The sequence below is a fragment of the Bdellovibrio sp. NC01 genome, from assembly GCF_006874625.1.
Classification (GTDB): Bacteria; Bdellovibrionota; Bdellovibrionia; order Bdellovibrionales; family Bdellovibrionaceae; genus Bdellovibrio.
On the sequence record NZ_CP030034.1, the window covers coordinates 3,046,220 to 3,065,920 of the forward strand.

A 19,701-nucleotide genomic window follows, 5' to 3' on the forward strand; every position below is an offset into this window, starting at 1 on the left:
CTCTAATCAGTGGATTCATCGTCTGACGGAATGTCTGACGAAGGTGTTGTGTCGTTCTGAGATGCTGACAGTTCTTCCAATGCCATTTCTGCTCGGGTTTTGTAACCTTTTTTTGAGTTGCAGTCTTTGCAAGAAGGAACGCAGTTATTCTTTGTAGATTTGCCACCGCGGGCGATTGGAATCAGATGGTCCATCGTTAATTCTGCGGGTTTAAAGCGATTTCCGCAATGATAACAGACACCTTTGCCGACTTCTTGTTTCCACCATTGGCTCATGCGCAGCTCGCGAGCTTTTGCTTTTTCCTTTTTTTGGTGGGCAGCCGGGGCCGCAGAAAAGAAGTAATCCATTGCGGATTTTATAGCGTAAATCGAGGTGAATCGCAATGGGCTTTGCCTGGAATGGAAACTCCAAGATCTAGACCAATATAGGGCTTCTAAACCTTCATTTTGAGGCCCTTTTTACCGATAGGATTCGAGAATAAATTGCAGGAGTTGTGAGCTATGTCTGTAAAAACCTTTAAAAAAGGCGAAGTGATCTACAAAGACGGCGATAAAATCACCGCTGTTTACCTGATTCAATCAGGTGGCGCCAGTCAGTGTTTGATCCGCGGAAAAAAGAATATCGATCTTTTCCAATTGGGTGCTTCCCATATTTTGGGTGACCAAGTGATCTTGGGTGCGACAACTCATCCGACATCTGCCATCGCGACAACTGAAACGAAAGTTTTAGAAATCCCGGTAGAGACTTTGAAGTCTCACTACGAGGGCGCTCCGCAAATGTTGAAAGTAATCGTCAAATCATTGGCTGACCGTTTGCGTTTGGCGATGAATGACGTGCGTTCAGCAAAACTTGAAAAAGACTCTTCACCATGTCCTGAAGACCAAGTGGCAAAAGCATTTGGCGCGGTTTTTCATACGGCAAATCACAAAGGCGATCGATCAACTCCAGGTCGCATTGTGGTCGAGTGGCCGATGATGAAGCAGTATTCACAACGTATTTTTGGTGAAGGCCCAAAACGTGTCGAGCAAGTGATTAACATTCTTGTGAAGCAGAAGCTTGCGTTATACGAAATGGGTAAAGCTCCTGACAATCCAGAAGGACCTGACGAGATTCAACGCGTTCACTTCTTGGATCTGGGTTTGCTTGAAAGCTTCTTTGAATTCTATCAATACTATTACTTCAAAGGCGGCCGTTCGGAGCTTTTGAAAGTCGATGAATTATGCCAACAAATGCTTGATGGTTTGTTGAAAATGGCTGACGGCCAAGAAGCCGATCGCTTCGGTGTCGTGGGTGTTGAATTCGCCAAATTCACTGAATACTGCAAAAACGAAATCGGCATTAACTTGAACAATGACCACTTTGCCCGTCTTGAAGGTAAAGGCGTGTTCATGAAAAGAAAAAACGCCAGCACGGGCGTTATTCTACAATTTGAAATCAAAGAGTTCCGTTCTATCTTCCAAAGCTGGAAAATGCTTCGCGAGATCGAAAAATGGAACGAAAAAGGTTTCGTCGACATGGACGAAAAAGAAGAAAAGCCGAAGAAACGCGCCTCTGCGGGTGGCCCTGCCTGCCCTGCTTGTAGTGCGGAACTTCAAGCTGGCGCAAAATTCTGCAGCGAATGCGGTCACAAGATCGTAGCGGCGGCATAATGAGCGAAGCACTGATTATCTTTAAAGCCATCGGTTCCGAGCAAGAAAAGCAGATGCTTTTACAGAAGCTGCTTTCTTCGCAGGAACGCATCACGCTGAAAGACAAATTTGAGCGCGTAATTACAATGCGTGTAATTAGCGTGAATTCGCAAGGCCACCTGAAATGCCATCCGCCTGAAGAAACAGCGATGAACTTTCAAGAAAATTCAGTATTCATGGCTAACTTTCAAATTGGTCACGAAAAATACTTGTTCGAAACGAAGCCTGTTGTGCATGAAAACTACATCTCGTTGCCAGTGACCCATCTGTACCACTTGCAACGCCGCCGTAATTTCCGTTACACGCTTCCGCAGAACTATTCTGCAACCTTTGTGATCAACTATTTGAATCAAGCAATTTGCTCGCACCAATGCCGTCTGCTGGATCTTTCCACAGAAGGTTGTGCCGTTGAAATTCATCAGGAAGAAACAGAGTTAAAATTAGAAGACCTCGTTCAAGCAGAGATCTTCTTAGGCGATCGCGAACCGATCTTGGTTCAGGGTGTGATTAAAAACATCCGGGGTCGTGGCGTCAGTCACTTGGTTTTAGGGGTTGAGTTCAACCACTTGGCGACTCCAAGCGAAGACAAAATCATCGCGTCGTTGACAGATCTTCAACGCGAACTTTATTTCCGCAAAGCCGGATAATAAAGTTTATTATCCCACATACCTTCATTGAAATACTGAATGCTGGCTTTGAGTCTTAAAGTCAGCTCGTTCTTTCTTGCTGCGGGTTCCGTCAGCGGATTTTCCCCGACAACATCGCTCATCGCAAACATTTGTGGTTCCGTTCGACCTGGTGACCAACGAATGCGGTAGTCCTTTGCAAACAACAAGTAATGATCATCGATAAATGCCACGGCATCTTTATCGCCCGGAATGAACACGGAACTTCCTAAGAAGTTTTCTTCCTTATTGCGAATACCCAAGAAATCCAAAACGCTTGGTAAAATATCGATCTGCTGCACGACCATATCGCGGTCTACCGCTGGGAATTTGTACGTCGGATGATAGAAGAACAGCGGGATACGATAGTCCCCGACTTCGTTTTCAAACTCTGGCAAATAATGTTTTGATGTGTGGTCAGCCGTGACGATGAACAGAGTATCTTTAAACCACGGCTTCTTTTCCGCCTCGGCAAAGAATTTCTTCAAAGCCATATCCGTGTACGAAACCGTTTTTAAAATCTCGATCGGTCCTTCAGGAAAATCTTTTTCGTACTGTACAGGAACTTTGAACGGATGATGCGAAGACAATGTAAAGACCGAGGCCAGGAACGGCGATGACATCGTGTCGATCTTAGTTAACATAAATTGCAAAAACGGTTCGTCCCAAATACCCCAGATGCCGTCATCGTCTTTGCTATTCGCATACTCTGTCGAGCCATAGTATTTTTCAACACCCGCACTTTGCATGAATGAATCAAAGTACATCGTGCCGTTGTGACCACCATGAAAGAACGCAGATGAGTATTTTTTTGGCGACAACAGCGTGCCCATGCCCAAGAAATAATTCGCCGTGAAATGTGAAGAAATAAAGGGCTCACTCATCAATGCGGGAATGCCTGCCATGACAGCAGCAATGCCTTCGATGGATCGACGGCCATCGGCATAGGCGTTGTTAAACACCAAAGATTTTGCCATCAATGAATCCAAGAACGGCGTATAAGTTTTCCCGTTGTGAGGTCCCACGTATTCACTGCCAAAACTTTCAAGAATGATGATAACGACGTTTTGTTTGCCGGAAGGACGTTTACCCTCAAGCAGCGACGGCGTTTCGATAGATCCGTTTAAGTACTTCAGCATTTCGTCTTTATTCGTGAAATACTTTTCGTGCTTAATTTCATCTGCGCCGTAACTTTTGATGAATGTGAAAGTAGAATTCAAAACCAGATTATTCAAAACCGGCGCCGTGAAGACATTGGCATTCACAAAACTGATCGGCTTCCCTTGCAAGCCACCGCGAATCGCAACCACTGTTATAACAATCGCAACAAAACTTAAGAAGCCATGCAAGGCCCAGTGTTTTGCACGGCCCACTGTAGGCCATGATACTTTCCAATTGGCCTGCACAACTTTCCATGCACACCAACCGAACGCAAAAGTAATAACCGTGTTAATCAAAAACAGCAGCCAATAAGTTCCGATGAAACCCATCATCTTGCCTTGCGCTTCGCCCACGATGAACAAGGTGTCGTAAGTGAAACGACGGCCTACGAAGTTAATAAACTCAGTATCGACAAGGTTTAGAATCAGAAACGGAATCTGTGTGACTGCAAAGATGATCCACGTCCCGACTCGCCAGAAACGTTCCCAGCTTTGGGGCCATGGTAAAAACGACAAAAGCAGAATGGGCGCTGCGACTGAAAAAGCCGCCGAGATATCAAAACGCAAACCGACAAATAGTGCGTAAAATAGATCGGCTACGGGCTTCGTCCTGAACATATTCCAGTTCCAGGCCAAGAATTCGATCCTAGCTATGAAATAAAAGCCGATAACGACACAAATCAGAGTAAAAATCTTAAGAATACGCTGTGAAGGCCCAAACATGAGCGTATCCTACGCTGACAGGTTGCATTAAGCAAGAACGAGGTCGGCGCGTTTGCATTCCTCGTGTCACTCGAGGAGGCTGGACTTTGCCCCGGAATTTATGCTACGTTCCCCTCCTATGACGCCAGAGCAAATGAAAGACCGTTTAACACAAAATTATCCGAACTCGACGATTGAAGTTTTCGATCTGACAGGCACTCAAGACCACTGGGAAGTTTACGTGGAAAGTTCCGTTTTCGCGGGCATGACTCGTATTCAACAGCATCAACATGTGATGGGTTGCTTTGGTCCAGAATTGAAGACAGGCGAGGTTCATGCTCTGTCGATTAAGACTAAAATACCTTAAACACTTCGGCTCCGCCGAAGTAATAAAGTTTGTACTGTACTACAAAGGAAATTAAGAAAATGAATCCTACACACCAAAAAATCGAAGGCATTCTTGGCCAAAACAAAGTTGTGCTTTTCATGAAAGGCACTCAACAGTTCCCAATGTGCGGTTTCTCCGCACGTGCTTGCGCTATTCTTCAAGACATCGGTGTACAGTTTCACGATGTGAACGTACTTGATGACGAAGAAATTCGTTCAGGCATCAAAGAATACGGCAACTGGCCAACGATCCCACAACTTTACATCAACAAACAACTTGTTGGTGGTAGCGACATCATGATGGAAATGTACCAATCTGGTGAGCTTCAAGACCTTTTGAAAGCATAATCCCGTGAGATGCAATGTCGCCCTTTGGGACCGTATTCTGCGTTTTGTATTCGGTGTGTTGTTAACGACATACGCCGTCGCAGGTGGTCCATTTTGGGCGTACATTGGCATTTATGGCCTCATCACAGCAGGTTGGGGCTTGTGTCCTGTCTACGCATTCTTTAGAATCAGAACTCTAAAAGATTATCACCGACCGACTTACGACGAATAAGGATGTTTCCCATGTCGCAATCAGCACTTCTCGCACTTGAAAGTTTTCTTAAAAAAGAACAAATCAAAACCGACGAAGAGAGTCTGAAATATTGGGGCAAAGACTGGACAACTTATTTCGATATCAAAGCTTCGGCTATCGTTTTCCCACACACAACTGAAGAAGTCGCAAGCCTTGTTAAATGGGCGCGCGCTAACAAAATCGCATTGATTCCTTCAGGCGGTCGCACAGGTTTATCGGGTGCTGCTGTAGCAACGCAAGGTGAAGTGGTTGTGTCGTTTGATCAAATGAATAAGATCAAAGACTTCTCTCCTGTTGATCAAACAGTGATTATCGAACCGGGTGTTGTGACTGAATCTTTGCAAGAATTCGCACACTCAAAAAATCTTTTTTATCCCGTCGACTTCGCAGCCGTTGGCTCTTCGCAAATGGGCGGAAATATTTCTACCAATGCGGGTGGTATCAAGGTTGTACGCTATGGTCTGACGCGTGACTGGGTTGTGGGTTTGAAAGTTGTGACTGGTACGGGCGATATCTTAGAGTTGAACAATGCTTTAACTAAGAACGCCACAGGTTACGATCTTCGTCATTTGTTCATTGGTGCTGAAGGCACTTTGGGTTTCATCACGGAAGCAACAATCAAATTAGCTCCGGCTCCCCCACCAATGAAAGTTTTGGTGATGGCAGTCAGCGGTCTTGATGCTGTGATGAAGATCTTTGCTGAATTTAAAACTAAAACTTCGCTGGTGGCGTTTGAAATGTTTTCGGACAAAGCGCTGGCGAAGGTTCTTGAAAACACAGGTCTACCAGCGCCACTTGAAACGCAAGCAAGCTTTTATGTGTTAGCGGAAGTTGAAACTCGCAACGACCAAGATGAAGAACATGCTTTGGGTGTGTTTGAAAAATGCTTGGAAGAAGGCTGGGTTATGGACGGTGTCATCAGCCAATCCGACGTGCAAGCGACAACGTTCTGGAGATACCGTGAAGATATCTCTGAATCATTGGCGAAGTATTCTCCGTACAAAAACGATATCGCTGTGACGATTTCTAAAGTTCCGCCATTCATGGAGGACTTAGATAAAGTCTTGTCACAAGCTTACCCAACATGGGAAGTGGTGTGGTTCGGTCATATCGGTGATGGCAACTTGCACATCAACATCCTAAGACCACAAGGCATGACAAAAGAAGAATTCGTTAAAGAGTGCCGTAAAGTTGACGTGATGGTTTTTGATACTGTGAAAAAGTACAAAGGCTCGATTTCAGCAGAACACGGTGTGGGTTTGACGAAGAAGACTTTCTTGAACTACACACGTTCTGAGGCGGAAATTGAAATGATGAAAGGGATCAAAAAAGTCTTTGATCCCGACAACATCATGAATCCAGGAAAAGTATTTAACTATTGATCTAGATGTAAATCGTAAGTCGAACACTGTGACAGCGGATAAGTTTTTTGCTTAATCGCCTCGATCAAGTGTTTGGCTTCGTGACCAAGAGTTGATTGATATTTCTCTCCACGACATGAAACACCACTCGTAGGACGCATAACTGGCGCAACGGGAGTCGTGTCGCTTACATAGTTCTGTAACTGAGCGATTTCTTTTTCTCCCCAGAATGACACGTCACTTTTTTGAATCATGACGCCGTCACAGCAATGACTGCGCAGCTCTTCCAACACTCCTAAAGGTCCGACACGTTTTAAATCAGAAGCTTCGGCAACACCTTGCGCATTCGATGGCAAACGCATTTCTGGTTTCTTTTCGAATGAGCTGCAAGCGGCAAGTGCCAAAAAAACGATTGCTGAAATCGTTGAAGGTTTATTCATAACTATTTTCCTTCCTTAACAAGCTTTGAAGCCACGTTGCCAAACATTTCTGTCAGACCTTTTGTTTCCCACGCAAGGCTGCCTTCACCACTGAACGACAATTGATCGCCGATGGCATCTAAACGATAAAATATTCCTCCCAAAAGGAAGTTTTTTTGCTCTTTTGGCAGCTTATTAAATTCCGGCGAATTTTTCGCCTCTTCAGCGAAAGCAAGAATGGCTTTGCTGGTATCAGAGATATTCTTTCTTGCCTCAGCACTTAAACTTTTGCCACTGAAGGCCTGTTTCGATATGCAATCTTCCGCAGAAGAGATTTTCTTCAACGTCGTGCGCACTTTTTCCGGAATTTCTTTGTGCTTGTCCATATAGGAATCCAAAGAGTCACAACGATAAAATGAAACTGCATTTCGACAATCGGATTTCAAGTCGATTTGATTCTTACGGCATTCTTTTTTGTTTGGAACGTCGTAAGTCTGCATCACTTCTTCCATCGTCTGCAAAGCATACGGAGACATCTGACTAAAACCATTTTTTGAATATGCGATTTTTTCCGAGATATAAATAAAGCCGTGTGATTCTTCGACGCCTGCTCTGCTTACGGTACGAATCGCACCAACGTCACCGGGCTGACGAGCTTCGCCGTCTTTCAGCGCCTTACATAATGGCGGGCGCATATAGAAGTGCATTTCTTCGGGCGAAGAATAACGAAGTGATGGCAAAATTCCGCTCATCACAAGCGATAAATTCCAACAGTTCGGTCCATCGACTTCAGGTTTTGCATCTTGATATTTCACAACATGTTCAGGCACGCAGCTTGAGATGTCGTAACGGCAATCACTTCCACTTTTAGTCATGGGTTCTAAGTTAGAACAGCCTTTGCCAGCTTTAACATTTTGAGTCCATTGCGAAAGACTTTGAATCATGTCCTGCGCATTAGAACACGAATCAGCAAGCACAACTTTGCTGCCCTCTTTGTGAACAACAAGTTCTGCTGAAGCCATCACAGAGGCTAAAACAACGATCGAAAAAAGAAGCTTCTTCATACGAAACATATCGACAAGAAGCTGTTTCCTGATGAGCATTTTAGCGTCTAGTTATGGGAGCTTATGGAGCGGTTCCCTTCCAAGGTCCAGGGATTTAGAGCATAAAAAAACCCACAGAGATGAGCTGTGGGTTTGGGATTTAAATCTTTCGGAAGATCTAAATTATTTTGCTTCTTTTTTCATGCAAGCAGCAGAAACAACGATACGATCAACAACAGGTTTAGAGATCGTGCCGCAAACTTTACCTTGAGCTTCGCAATCAGCAACAACGCGTACGCCACCTTTTAGGTCTGAAGCTTCAACTTGGTTTTGAGCATTGCACCAAGATAAATATTGAAGATCTGGTTCTAGTGAACGAGAAGCATTGGCGAACAATGGACCAGCTATCAACAACAAAGACATTACAAGAGTTTTCATGGATTCTCCTTGGGTTTTCGTTAATTAAAGATGGTCCGATCTAACATAAAAAAAAGGGGCCCACAATGGACCCCGTAAATATTCGTATTAACATTGTTTAAACTTAAGGATCGTCTAATCTCTAGACAATCAGTACACCACACGGGTTCTGATGGAACGGGAGAGTTTTTCAATCTCCCCTGCCAAAGCCTTTGCATGAGAGGAATGTACGTCCATCACCAAGTAACCGATGCGCTCGTCTGTCGACAGATACTGCCCTTCGATGTTGGCGCCGGCTTTGGAAATAAGACCGTTGATCTCTCCAAGAACACCAGGTTCGTTTCTATGCACGTTCAGCAAACGAGACGTCCCCTGCTTCACTGGCAAATCCACATTTGGGAAGTTCACTGCCCCCGAAGTCGAACCAATTTTCAAATAACGACGGAAGCTTTCAGCGACCTCGATACCAATGGCATATTGGGCCTCTTCCGTGCTGCCCCCGATATGCGGAGTCAGAATCACGTTCGCAACACCCTGTAAAGGTGACACGAATTTTTCTTTGTTCGAAGCCGGTTCTTCAGGAAACACGTCGATCGCGCAACCGCCGATGTGCTTTGATTTTAAGGCCTCTACTAGGGCTGGAATGACGACTACAGTTCCGCGGCTGGCGTTGATCAAGTGCGCGTCTTTTTTCATCGCAGCCAGCTCTTTAGCGCCAATCATATCTTTCGTTTCTGGAGTTTCTGGCACGTGCAATGTAACAAAATCTGAAACTTTCAAAAGCTCTTCAAGACTGTGCATTGCCACTGCATTTCCAAGTGGAAGTTTTTTGATCACGTCAAAGAATACAACTTTCAAGCCCATCGATTCAGCCAAGACGCTGACCTGGCTACCGATATGACCGTAACCCACGATACCCAAAGTTTTTCCGCGCACTTCTTTAGAACCAACTGCTGATTTCACCCACTCACCGACGTGAGCTTTGGTGTTGCGATCACCCAATTGACGAGATAGCGCAATCATCTCTGCAATCACAAGTTCCGCAACCGAACGCGTGTTCGAGTGAGGCGCATTGAAAACTGGAATGCCTTTTTCACGAGCGACCGAAAGATCGACTTGGTTTGTGCCAATACAAAAACAGCCGATCGTCAGAAGATGTTTGCTGTTATCTAAAACTTTTTTAGTGATCTCTGTTTTCGAACGAATGCCAAGAACGTCATAGTTGGCTACAAGCTGAATCAATTCATCTTCAGTCGGAGCATGTGAAAGCATGTCAACATGAAAGCCCTCTTCGCTGAGCTTTTGTTTTGCCACTTCATGGATATTTTCTACGAGGAGAATTCTAGGTGCTGTCATTGCGCCTCCATCTTGACAAGTTTACTCTGATTTCGAGGGGCGCGTCACTACTGACGATGCGCACTAAGGGTAGTCAAAGTACTCTGGTCGGGTATCCTGATCACTATGAGCAACACTCGAGTTTTCTCTCTACTTGTCGTCGACGATGACCCACTTATTCATCAAGCTTTGAAAATGAGCTTGCCGTCACAGTGGAAACTTTTTTCTGCGCACAAATTGGAAGCTATTCAGTATGAACGCTTCTATCATGCGGCCTTCGTAGATATGCATCTTGAACCCGGCACAGAGAAAGCAGCTGGACCTTCTGTTATCGCAAAATTATTGAAGCACAATCCGCAATTGGATGTCGTAGCGATGTCAGGAGATCTGAACAGAAGCCTGATGGAAACTTGTCTAAAGGCTGGGGCACAAAAGTTTTTAGCGAAGCCCTTGATGCCTGAAGAAGTTTTGCTGGTCTTAGAAAAAATGGAAGCGCTGTGGGATCTGCGTAACGTTGATCCGCACGCCGATAGAAATACTTTGCGTTGGGTCGGCAATTCCGAAGCTTCACAAAAAATCAAAAAGCGTATCGCTGAACTTCGTGGTGAAAGCAATTCCGTTTTGATCGAAGGTGAAACTGGTTGCGGTAAAGAAGTTGTCGCGCGCCTGCTTCACGATCAAGAAGGCGAACGCCCCTTCATCGCCGTCAACGTTGCCAGCATTCCCGATAATTTATTTGAATCAGAAATGTTTGGTCACGTAAAAGGCGCCTTCACCGGTGCTGATCAAAATAAAGTGGGTCTGACTGAAGCCGCGAACGGTGGCGATTTGTTCTTGGATGAAATCGAAGCCTTGCCTTTGGTTCAACAAGCAAAACTTTTGCGCTTCCTTGAAACCGGCGAAGTTCGCAGAGTCGGTGCGAAAGAAAGTACCTTCGTAAAAACTCGCGTGATCGTGGCTTCCAATAAACCACTCGACAAAATGGTCGCAGCTGGTGAGTTCCGTGAAGACTTACTGTATCGCCTGGCTTCACAAAGAATTACTCTGCCACCTTTGCGCGAGCGTCTTGATGACATCGCGGATCTTAGCCAACACTTCTTGGCAGCAGAACGTCCGCGTCGCAACAAAAGCTTTACGGAAGATGGACTTGAGTCATTGAAAAAATACAACTGGCCTGGTAACGTGCGCGAACTAAAACGCGTGTGTGAACAACTCAGCCTGACTTCCCCACTGCCATTCATTCGTGAAGAAGATGTGACAGCATGGTTGAAGCCTGCGGCGGTGACTGGATCAGCTCCGTCATACACGGTTATTGATTTTAGCAAAGGCTTGAATGCTTTGGTGGATGAGTTCGAAGCTCACGTGATTCGCACGGCTCACCAACAAACCAAGAATGCGGATGAAACGGCAAACTTGCTGCAAATTTCGCGTTCGAATCTGTATAAGAAATTAAGCCAGTACAAGATCCAAGAGGAAACTCCATGAATTTTAATTTCCCCAACTTCCCTATTCACCTTGATTTGCCAACTGCCTGGGAAAGTCACATCTATCGCCAAACAGTGTTCATCGTTCTGTCGATCATCTTCGGTTCGGGCCTGATCATTTTCTTCTTCAGAAACAAGAACTATTACTTCGTGCAATCTTGGGCGAGTATTAAAAGCTGGCTGATTGCTGCGCCTTTAATGTTTATTATTATGGGCCTGCCTGAACCTTGGCCATTGGTGATGCTGGCGTGTATTGCGATTTTTGGTGCGAAAGTCTTCTTCCAAATCATGGGGATGTTCCATCGTAGCAACTTCGTGATGATCACTTATCTAGGCATCATCGGCCTGACGTTATGCTGTTACTTTAATCGTTTAGATATCTACAACATCATGCCGATGATCGTTTTAGGTTTCGCGTGCTTGGTACCACTGGTGCGCAATTCTTATAAGCGCATGATTCAGTACATTTCTTTGACGTTACTGGCCTTCATCTTTTTGGGTTGGTCATTCATGCACTTGGGCTTGATCTTACGTTTCCCGAACGGCGTCTTCCAAGTGATGTACTTGATCATCTTGACGGAGTTCTGTGACAACACGAACTTGGCAGTCGGCCGTTACATCGGTGGCTGGAAATTGTTCCCTGGAATCAACCCGCGTCGTTCAGTTGGCAGTACGGCAGTTTCAATTGCTCTGACTTTGTTCCTTGCTGGCTGTATGCGTTTCTTGCTTCCAGATGGATCGGAAAAGTACTGGTTGTCGGCGGGTCTTGTCGCAGGTCTTGGCGGTTTCGTTGGTGACTTGTTGATGACGGTTGTACGTCGTGATGCGGGTATGAAAACGGTGGGACCGTTCATTATCGGTCGTGGTGATTTCCTTCACCGTATTGACCGCTTGATCTTTGTTGCACCGATTTACTATTACTTGATGACGGCGATTTTATGAAGGATTGGGATTACGAAAACGAGCAGTGGACCAAACTGCCGACCTATTTAAAACATCTTCCGCTGTTCACACGTCATATTGACTTGTTCAGCGTGTGCATGCGCTTTTTGTGGTCGATCTTTCTTAAAAACATCGCCTTTAAATACTACATTCGTTTGCAGGTAAAAGGTGTTCCGTTCAAAGAACTGTATCGCACTCAACCGAAGTTAATTATTATCAGTAATCACGCCAGCCATTTGGATGCGACATCGATTGCGGCAGCTATTCCGCGCCGTTTTTGGCTTAGCGTTTATATCGCAGCTGCAAAAGATTATTTCTTTTCAAATCCGTTGTTCACATTCTTTTCGCAACACTGCTTAGGCGCGATTCCGATCGATCGTAAAGACCGCAAAGGCGAAGCTGTGAACTTGATCTTGAAACTTCTGACGGAACTACCACGCATGTGGTTGATTATTTTCCCGGAAGGCACGCGTTCACAAACTGGCAAAGTACAAGAATTCAAACGTGGTGTTTCGATCTTTTCTGAAAAAACTCAGACACCGATTTTGTTCACATACCTTGAGGGCAACTTAGATCTTTGGCCGAAGGGTCAGTTCTTTGCAAAACCGGGTAAACTTGTTTTGCACGTAGGTCCGGTTCACCCGCCTGCTCCGATCAAAGAGGTTTATACTGCTTATAAGAGCTGGGTTCTGACGATCAATCCAAATGCCTTCGCGATTGAGGAACCGAAAGCTGACGTTGCAACTTCGACAACGGCTCCAGCGACGAAAGAGGATATCGATGACTTCAACCAATGAAACTCGCCATCTTAAAATTGGTCCTTATGAAATCTGCCCGATTCCGACTGGCTTGTTCGGCTTGGATGGTGGCGCGATGTTTGGAACTGTTCCAAAAGTTCTTTGGGAAAAATCGAATCCTGCCGACGAAAAAAATCGCATTCAAATGGAAGCTCGTGCGTTGCTTTTGAAAAGCCCCGGCAACAACATTCTGATTGATACTGGAAACGGTAGCGACTTTGTTGCGAAGTACGGCGATAAACTTGGCAACAAATTTAAAGATCTCTACAACATCGATGACAGTGGCCCTTCATTGAAAAAATCTTTGCAAGCTCATGGCTTGAAACCAGAAGACATCAACAATGTTGTGATCACGCATTTCCACTTTGACCATGCTGGTGGCGCCACAACTGAAAAAGATGGCAAACTTGTTCCAACGTTTCCGAATGCAAAATATTGGGCACAAAAAGGCAACTTAGAAACTGCAAGTCATCCCAATTTGCGTGAACGCGCAAGTTACTATCCTGCGAATTATCAACCGCTCTTGGATGCTGGTGTTTTAACTCTACTTGATGGCGATACGGAAAATTTCCTTCCTGGACTTTCTGCATTCATTTCAAATGGTCATACGGAAAAGCAACAGATGGTGAAAGTTACTGATGGTCAAACGACTCTGCTTTATTGCGGTGACGTGGTACCGACATCAACACACGTAAAAATACCGTGGTTGATGGGCTACGATTTACAGCCGGTTGTATTGATGGAAGAAAAACAAAAATATCTTAGCCAAGCTGCTGATAATAACTGGTACCTATTCTTCGAACATGATCCTTATTGTGATGCTGCTTTGATCGAACGAAGTGGCCACGACTTTTCAGTTCAAAAAAGATTCTGGCTCTAAGACGAGCCGGAATCTTTGTAATTTAGATTTCTTTGCCCACGAAGTTTCCGCTGTTTATCATATGGACTATGAAATACATCATTAGTTCACTCGTTCTTTTATTCGCGACTTCTTCATTTGCACAAACAACAACACCAACGGAAAGCAACAAGGCCACTGCGACTGAAACCGCGCAACCTTCTGAAGCTTTACCGACGAATTCTTCTCCGGTGATCGAGAAAGAATATGCGACCGACAAACAATGGGCACGCAGCTTGTGGGGCGTTTACGGAATCGTTGGTTTTCCAAAAGGTCTTGGTGGCGGTTTTGAATATCTTGATCAATCAAGATTGTGGTCCGTCGGTTTGAATTTGGGCGTCTTTCACTATGAAAGAAACGACACCAGCGGCAACATCGAACAAAAACAAGAAGCCAATACAAGCAACTTTGCTATTGAAGGCAAATATCATCCTTGGGCTTCTTCGTTCTTCTTAGGCGCAGATTTGGGCGTGCAACATATCACTGCGAAAGAGACTGGCACTTACAGCGGCCAAGAAGTCACTCCTCAAGTCAAAGTGAATACTCCATTCATCACACCTAAATTCGGCTGGTTCTGGCAATTCCAATATGGTTTGAATTTTGGCGTTGAGTTAGGTGCACAAATTCCACTTTCAAACAAAGTGGACATCGACGATGGCACAACAGATCCAACAATTTTAAACAATCCAGACTATATCCAAGCTCGCAGTGACGCTGAAGATACAGCCGATAAAATCGGAAAAACTGTTTTGCCTCACGTTCTGCTTCGCCTTGGTTACGCATTTTAGTTAAATTGCGCATTGGACACAGGGGCTATTCGTGATACTTTCAGGTCATGAATGCCCCAGCCCCTAAAGAAGTCATGAGAAAACTATGGCAGGTCTTTAAAAACACCGGCCGCCAAATGCGCGATGGAGAAATCCAACTTGTCGCAGCTTCTTTGTCATTTTCAACAATCGTGGGCATGGTTCCCTTTCTAGCAGTCGTTCTTGCAACCTTCCAATCTATCGGTGGCCTTGAAGCTCTTTATCCCAAAGTGGAAGGCTTTCTGTTGGTATATTTAAAAGAAGCAGCCGGCAGCGACGTCACGAAGTTCATTCGCATCTTCATCAAGAATATCAACGCTGGAAAACTTGGAACGACAGGTGCCATCTTCTTGTTCATCACTTCATTGAAGTTGATGCACGACATGGAGGTAGGCATCAACCGTGTGTGGGCACATCCGCGCACTCGTCCGTTTTATAAGCGTCTGATCTATCAATGGATCTTGATTCTTTTGATTCCAATTGCTTTGGCGATCTACGTGGGCTTTATCTCTTTAGATCAATTCCAATATGCGCGTCGTATTCTTCCGGTGGGCGTGACAAACAGCATGGTTTTGGTCGGTTGCTTGTACCTTATCTATAAATTGGTGCCAGATTTAAAGGTCCATTCGAAAGCGGCCTTGATTAGCGCCTTTATTTCAGCAATCGCTTTATTCTGCGTGCACAAGGGCTTTGCCTTCTTAACTGTGGAAGTTTTTAATTATAATAAAATCTATGGCTCTTTTGCGGCCCTGCCTATCTTGCTGTTGTGGTTGCTGGCATTGTGGTACGTGATCCTTGCTGGCGTCGCACTGTGCGCGGGAATTCAAAAGAGACACATCGCTTAAGAGGCAGATATGGTCATCGTTGCACGTTGGATAGTGCAAGTTCAGCACCTCAACACAGTCTTAGGTCTTCTTAAAGAGTTACAAGTTCATTCTCGCCAAGAACCCGCAAGCCGCTGTTACGATTTCTATCAAGACCCTGCGGCTCCTGAAAAAATTCTGATCTATGAAGAATACAATGACGAAGAAGGAATCGAAGCTCATCGTATGAGCCCTCATTTTCAATCGATAATACCCAAGATATTGCCGATGTTAAAAGATCGCTCTGTGCAAGTCTTTGAACAACGCTAGAAACGCGGATTAATTAAAGCGTAATAATCAATCGTGATGTATTTGCCGTTTTTCTTTTCGGCATCTTGCAAACGGCCCTCGTGTTTAAAGCCGTGAAAATTTAAAACTTTATGCGAGCGTTCATTTTCGCTTTCAACCGTTGCTTCCAGGCGATGGATTTTGCATTCATTCAAAGCAAAATTTAAAAGCGCAGGTATACATTCGCGCAAGATCCCCTGCCCCCACGCTTGCGGAAGTAACCAATAACCCATCTCGGCTTTATTGTGCACATGGGTCCAATTATTAAAACCCAAGCCGCCAATCACTTTGCCTGATGAGTCTTCAATGGCCCACCAGCATCCGCTTTGTTCAAGCCAGATGCGGCGAAACCAGTCCATTTGCAATTTAGTTTCTTCTTTAGTCGCGTAAGAGATGCCGTAATAACGAATCACATCTGGGTGTGATAGAGCGTAAAATACGACATCAAGATCTTTATCGGTGAAACATCTTAACCGGAAATTTGTTGTTAGGATTTCCGGAAAGGGTTTCATGGAATTTTTTGTAGAAGGTTTTTCGCAAGACCTTTAACGATCAATTGAGCCGTTGAAGGATTCGTCGCCAAAGGCACGTTGTGAACGTCACAGATACGCATCAGTGTCGAGATATCTGGATCGTGAGGATGCATGCCCAATGGATCACGCATAAAAATCACAGCTTCACACTTTCCAGTTGCAACAAGCGCCGCGATTTGCGCATCACCACCTAAAGGCCCCGAAAGGAAGCGTTTGATTTTAAGGCCTGTTTGCTGAACGTGTTTGCCAGTTGTCGATGTTGCAACCAGATCAAAGCCCTTAAAGAATTCAAGATTGTCTTTCACAAAGGCAATCATCTCTGCCTTTTTTCCGTCATGTGCAATAAGGGCGACTGTTCTACGTTTTTTCATCTCAACTCCGTCTTTAATTATTTAAAGATCTAATCGGAGTTGAGGCAAGCTTTCTTAGTAGGCTGCCGCTAATCACATCGACCTCAAAATTAGAAGCCGACACCCGACGCCAAGAATGCCTCACCCACGACCACGTTATCAGTCAATCGCTCGAGCACTCGCACGCCACCCGTTAGTGGCAAGAAGCGGAAGAGTTTTGCTTCAAACAACAGCTCAAGACCATAACTGTTTAAAGTCGACGGTTCCATGCGTGTGTCTTGTACATGAGTCGTATCATAGAAGGCATTGCCATAAATTTGTTTTAAGTACAGCCAGCTTGTGAACATTCCACCGAACGTAAAATCAGGATAAGCAATCGGGAACAAATAGTTCGCCGAAACTTTTTGATACCCCGGGACATCTTCATACGTATAACCGCGCGAGAATACATACGACACGGCACTTACGCCCACGGGCAAGAAGCGATATGAACCTGGCTTCGTGTCGCGATTCTGTTGATCGAATTCAAATTTAAATCCGTCATTCGCGAAAATACTTGGCGTTTGCAAAATTGCCGCTTGGAACACGCGGTAGCCATCAGCCGCGTCATCCGAAGGGCTGTCAGCGTTATCAAACTTAACTGCATAACTTAAGAGCCACGGAGCTTGTAACGAACGCGCTGAAGGATCTTTCGACCACGCAAACGCTAAGCCCGCAGAAGATTTATAGAAGTAATTTGATCCGTCGATTTCAAGATCATTCACTTCGTACTTGTCCGTATTGGTATAAGCACCAGAAAGAGTTGCCGCCGTTTGGAAATTATAAAGACCGCGTTTTTTAATATACGGAACAATCATCGTGAGCCCCGCACTGTCTTCGGTCCACTTGTTTTCAACCTGCGTTTCGAAGTCTTTGACCTTACGTTTACGTTCTTCCACCTCAAAACGGAAAACGGGATAATACTTTTTAAGATCAAAAGCTAAATTCGCATAACCCTGACCTTCTTCAGCATCCGTTCCGACAATCGCAGAAAGACCCATTGTGCGCAGATAGTTGTCCGTCGCAAAACCTAAGCCCGCGCCACGACCAATCGTCAATCCCCATGAATGCGGAATGATTAAACCCTTATCGAAGCCATCGTAATCTTCAGGCTTATATTGTTCTTTATTTTGTGTGTACAACGACTCTTGATCTTTGATCGGCTGCAACGGGAAAGCATTGTAATTGTCCGATGGATCGTCAGAAAGGTATTTATAATCCACCAATTCCGAGGCCGCGATCGTTTGGCAGTTTGCTATTGGCATTTCAATCACACGTGAACCGTAAGAGTCCATGTCTGAATATGTGACCACGTCACCGTTCGATGAAGGAGTGTAAGAACCCAGGCGCGCCAACGAACATTTTGCCGCAGCCCCCTGCTGATCAAGCTTAAAGATTTCTGTACGGCCTTTATACTGACCTTCAAAGAAAATATTTTTGTTTCTATCGACGTTCAAGCTATAGATCAAATTGCGTGACGGCGGAAGCAGCGTCTTTGTCACTTTGTGGGCTTTCAAATCAATCACCACAATGGATCTTAAACCTGCTTTGGAACCAAGAATTGCAATCGCAGTGTCGTTATCGAGGTAATAAGCTTCTTCGACTTTACCTTCTGGAACGCCGAAGCTGCGCAGTTTTTTACCGTGCACATCAAACTCTGCCAAATTCCACATATTATGCGATGTGAACTCTGTCGCGATAATTCGGTTTTGTTCGGCGTTAAAACGTGGATTGTAAAGACGCTCCCCGTTTGTCAGTTTGTCTTTACTGCCGGATTTTAAATCATACACTACAAGGTCCGAGTAATTGCGATGCTGGAAGCGCGGGCTTGGCAAAAATTCTGTGGTCACAGCTTTATCTTTGCCGAAGTTAATACTCATGAAGTCGCTGATGAACGGCAGCTCCACGATTTTCGTCATCTCGTCGCCTTTGACTTTATAAATCGTGTGTTGAGAATTTAAATCATACGCGATCACGTAAGTGCTATCGCCCACCATCGCAGGACTTAAAATTTCGCGGTATTCAGATTTCAATTCGCCTTTTGGAGCTGTATCTTTAGCCCATTTAGTTTTAAGGTCACTCATCGCCTCATCGTAAAACGATTGAAAGCTCTGTCCTGTCACACGTGAAAAGGCATTATAGAAACTCAAAGGATATGGAAAGCGCGCCGTCGACTTCATCACCGCCGGCCACAACTCTTCACCGTATTTTTGTACACCGTAAGAGATCAATGCATAACCAAATACATAATGATTCGGAGTATTCGTGCGATATGTTCCACTGAGCAATTCGTCAAATGTCGGAATTTGATCTGAAGTGATCAAGGCTTTAAGACGTGCCAAAAAACGTGGTGAACGGCCACGCCCGGCATCTGTGAATTTAGTTTCAGTCCAAACGGCATCACCTTCCATGTACCACGAAGGTACAGCAAGGAACGTGGCAACGATTTCCCCGAACTCCCCCATCACCCAATAAAGACCTTTGGTTGCGCCTTGATTAAAGTAATCAAATTGATTGACGTGACGATATTCATGAATTGAAAGAGCTTGATACCAATCCAGTGAACCCACACCAGGGAAGAACATTGACGATGAAAACCACTCACTTCGTCTTGGCATCAATGTCACGTAACCATTCGGTTCGCCCGTTTCTGCTCTGATAATAAGATCGAATTGTTTGGGATTTTTAATTCCGTAGGTTTGACCTACGAACTTTGAATAATGTTCGACTAAGTTTGCGATATAAACTGATTCACCTTGAAGGTAATCGGGATAAATCACACGCACGGATTCATTTGAAATCGACTGCCACTTTAATGACGGCGAACTTTGTGCGAAATCTAAATATTGTGCGTGAGCTGCGACAGAACCAAAGGACAACAACAGAGACAGTAAAAGTTTTTGCATAGACAAACTCTAAATTTGAAAAATGCAAAAATCACGTT

At 44.8% G+C, this 19,701-nt stretch carries 22 protein-coding genes; 13 read left to right on the plus strand and 9 right to left on the minus strand.

The window, feature by feature from the left end:
• Window positions 1-2: 2 nt before the first annotated feature.
• Entirely contained in the window at window positions 3-347 is a 345-nt protein-coding gene (locus tag DOE51_RS14505; protein ID WP_142697269.1) for an HNH endonuclease, read from the minus strand.
• Window positions 348-500: 153 nt separating this feature from the next.
• Between DOE51_RS14505 and DOE51_RS14510 the strand changes: the two genes are divergently transcribed.
• Together DOE51_RS14510 and DOE51_RS14515 are read left to right on the plus strand one after the other, a co-directional pair.
• Entirely contained in the window at window positions 501-1,649 is a 1,149-nt protein-coding gene (locus DOE51_RS14510; protein WP_142697270.1) for a cyclic nucleotide-binding domain-containing protein, read from the plus strand.
• Window positions 1,649-2,335 carry a flagellar brake protein gene (locus tag DOE51_RS14515; RefSeq protein WP_142697271.1) on the plus strand — a complete coding sequence of 229 codons (687 nt, stop codon included), beginning with the start codon at window positions 1,649-1,651 and terminating at the stop codon, window positions 2,333-2,335. Before DOE51_RS14510 ends, DOE51_RS14515 begins: the two co-directional genes overlap by 1 nt.
• On the opposite strand, the gene DOE51_RS14520 is transcribed toward DOE51_RS14515, so the two are convergent.
• Window positions 2,314-4,131 (minus strand): LTA synthase family protein, encoded by a 1,818-nt coding sequence (locus DOE51_RS14520; protein WP_246845104.1) that lies wholly within the window; start codon window positions 4,129-4,131, stop codon window positions 2,314-2,316. The two genes, DOE51_RS14515 and DOE51_RS14520, sit on opposite strands and share 22 nt — an antisense overlap.
• Before the next feature lie 238 nt (window positions 4,132-4,369).
• Between DOE51_RS14520 and DOE51_RS14525 the strand changes: the two genes are divergently transcribed.
• The 4 genes from DOE51_RS14525 to DOE51_RS14540 are packed head-to-tail and all read left to right on the plus strand — an operon-like array spanning window position 4,370 to window position 6,564.
• The gene (locus DOE51_RS14525; protein ID WP_246845105.1) at window positions 4,370-4,582 is read left to right on the plus strand and encodes a BolA/IbaG family iron-sulfur metabolism protein; all 213 of its coding nucleotides are present in this window, start codon (window positions 4,370-4,372) and stop codon (window positions 4,580-4,582) included.
• Between the two features lie 59 nt (window positions 4,583-4,641).
• The gene (grxD, locus tag DOE51_RS14530) at window positions 4,642-4,950 is read left to right on the plus strand and encodes a Grx4 family monothiol glutaredoxin (protein WP_142697273.1); all 309 of its coding nucleotides are present in this window, start codon (window positions 4,642-4,644) and stop codon (window positions 4,948-4,950) included.
• 4 nt (window positions 4,951-4,954) lie between these two features.
• Window positions 4,955-5,161, plus strand: a complete 207-nt coding sequence (locus DOE51_RS14535; RefSeq protein ID WP_142697274.1) for a DUF2892 domain-containing protein — start codon at window positions 4,955-4,957, stop codon at window positions 5,159-5,161.
• Between the two features lie 11 nt (window positions 5,162-5,172).
• A complete protein-coding gene (locus DOE51_RS14540) occupies window positions 5,173-6,564 on the plus strand; it encodes an FAD-binding oxidoreductase (protein WP_142697275.1) in 1,392 nt (463 codons plus the stop codon).
• Here the strand turns inward: DOE51_RS14540 and DOE51_RS14545 are convergent.
• From DOE51_RS14545 to serA, 4 genes are all read right to left on the minus strand, one after another.
• On the minus strand, window positions 6,558-6,983 hold the full coding sequence (locus DOE51_RS14545; protein ID WP_142697276.1) for a hypothetical protein: 426 nt from the start codon (window positions 6,981-6,983) through the stop codon (window positions 6,558-6,560). The two genes, DOE51_RS14540 and DOE51_RS14545, sit on opposite strands and share 7 nt — an antisense overlap.
• 2 nt (window positions 6,984-6,985) lie before the next feature.
• Window positions 6,986-8,026 carry a hypothetical protein gene (locus DOE51_RS14550; protein WP_142697277.1) on the minus strand — a complete coding sequence of 347 codons (1,041 nt, stop codon included), beginning with the start codon at window positions 8,024-8,026 and terminating at the stop codon, window positions 6,986-6,988.
• A gap of 162 nt (window positions 8,027-8,188) precedes the next feature.
• Window positions 8,189-8,443 (minus strand): hypothetical protein, encoded by a 255-nt coding sequence (locus DOE51_RS14555; RefSeq protein ID WP_142697278.1) that lies wholly within the window; start codon window positions 8,441-8,443, stop codon window positions 8,189-8,191.
• Between the two features lie 129 nt (window positions 8,444-8,572).
• Window positions 8,573-9,778, minus strand: coding sequence for a phosphoglycerate dehydrogenase (gene serA / locus DOE51_RS14560; RefSeq protein ID WP_142697279.1), 1,206 nt, complete (start codon window positions 9,776-9,778; stop codon window positions 8,573-8,575).
• Window positions 9,779-9,883: 105 nt separating this feature from the next.
• On the opposite strand from serA, the gene DOE51_RS14565 reads away from it, so the two are divergent.
• The 7 genes from DOE51_RS14565 (at window position 9,884) to DOE51_RS14595 (ending at window position 15,817) form a co-directional block, all read left to right on the plus strand.
• Window positions 9,884-11,242 (plus strand): sigma-54 dependent transcriptional regulator, encoded by a 1,359-nt coding sequence (locus DOE51_RS14565; protein ID WP_142697280.1) that lies wholly within the window; start codon window positions 9,884-9,886, stop codon window positions 11,240-11,242.
• Window positions 11,239-12,183: a phosphatidate cytidylyltransferase gene (locus DOE51_RS14570; protein WP_142697281.1), complete on the plus strand. Its 945-nt coding sequence runs from the start codon at window positions 11,239-11,241 to the stop codon at window positions 12,181-12,183. The genes DOE51_RS14565 and DOE51_RS14570 overlap by 4 nt, the downstream gene beginning before the upstream one ends.
• Window positions 12,180-12,980 carry a lysophospholipid acyltransferase family protein gene (locus tag DOE51_RS14575; protein WP_142697282.1) on the plus strand — a complete coding sequence of 267 codons (801 nt, stop codon included), beginning with the start codon at window positions 12,180-12,182 and terminating at the stop codon, window positions 12,978-12,980. The genes DOE51_RS14570 and DOE51_RS14575 overlap by 4 nt, the downstream gene beginning before the upstream one ends.
• Complete coding sequence (locus DOE51_RS14580) at window positions 12,964-13,860, plus strand: MBL fold metallo-hydrolase (protein WP_142697283.1); 897 nt, start codon at window positions 12,964-12,966, stop codon at window positions 13,858-13,860. Before DOE51_RS14575 ends, DOE51_RS14580 begins: the two co-directional genes overlap by 17 nt.
• A gap of 68 nt (window positions 13,861-13,928) precedes the next feature.
• Complete coding sequence (locus DOE51_RS14585) at window positions 13,929-14,666, plus strand: hypothetical protein (protein WP_142697284.1); 738 nt, start codon at window positions 13,929-13,931, stop codon at window positions 14,664-14,666.
• Window positions 14,667-14,740: 74 nt separating this feature from the next.
• Window positions 14,741-15,529 (plus strand): YihY/virulence factor BrkB family protein, encoded by a 789-nt coding sequence (locus tag DOE51_RS14590; protein WP_246845106.1) that lies wholly within the window; start codon window positions 14,741-14,743, stop codon window positions 15,527-15,529.
• Window positions 15,530-15,538: 9 nt separating this feature from the next.
• On the plus strand, window positions 15,539-15,817 hold the full coding sequence (locus DOE51_RS14595; RefSeq protein ID WP_142697285.1) for a putative quinol monooxygenase: 279 nt from the start codon (window positions 15,539-15,541) through the stop codon (window positions 15,815-15,817).
• Here the strand turns inward: DOE51_RS14595 and DOE51_RS14600 are convergent.
• The 3 genes from DOE51_RS14600 to DOE51_RS14610 all read right to left on the minus strand — a co-directional run bounded on the left by DOE51_RS14600 (window position 15,814) and on the right by DOE51_RS14610 (window position 19,663).
• The gene (locus DOE51_RS14600; protein WP_142697286.1) at window positions 15,814-16,347 is read right to left on the minus strand and encodes a GNAT family N-acetyltransferase; all 534 of its coding nucleotides are present in this window, start codon (window positions 16,345-16,347) and stop codon (window positions 15,814-15,816) included. The two genes, DOE51_RS14595 and DOE51_RS14600, sit on opposite strands and share 4 nt — an antisense overlap.
• A complete protein-coding gene (locus DOE51_RS14605) occupies window positions 16,344-16,739 on the minus strand; it encodes a methylglyoxal synthase (protein ID WP_142697287.1) in 396 nt (131 codons plus the stop codon). The genes DOE51_RS14600 and DOE51_RS14605 overlap by 4 nt, the downstream gene beginning before the upstream one ends.
• 89 nt (window positions 16,740-16,828) lie before the next feature.
• Window positions 16,829-19,663: a hypothetical protein gene (locus tag DOE51_RS14610; RefSeq protein ID WP_142697288.1), complete on the minus strand. Its 2,835-nt coding sequence runs from the start codon at window positions 19,661-19,663 to the stop codon at window positions 16,829-16,831.
• Window positions 19,664-19,701: the final 38 nt, after the last annotated feature.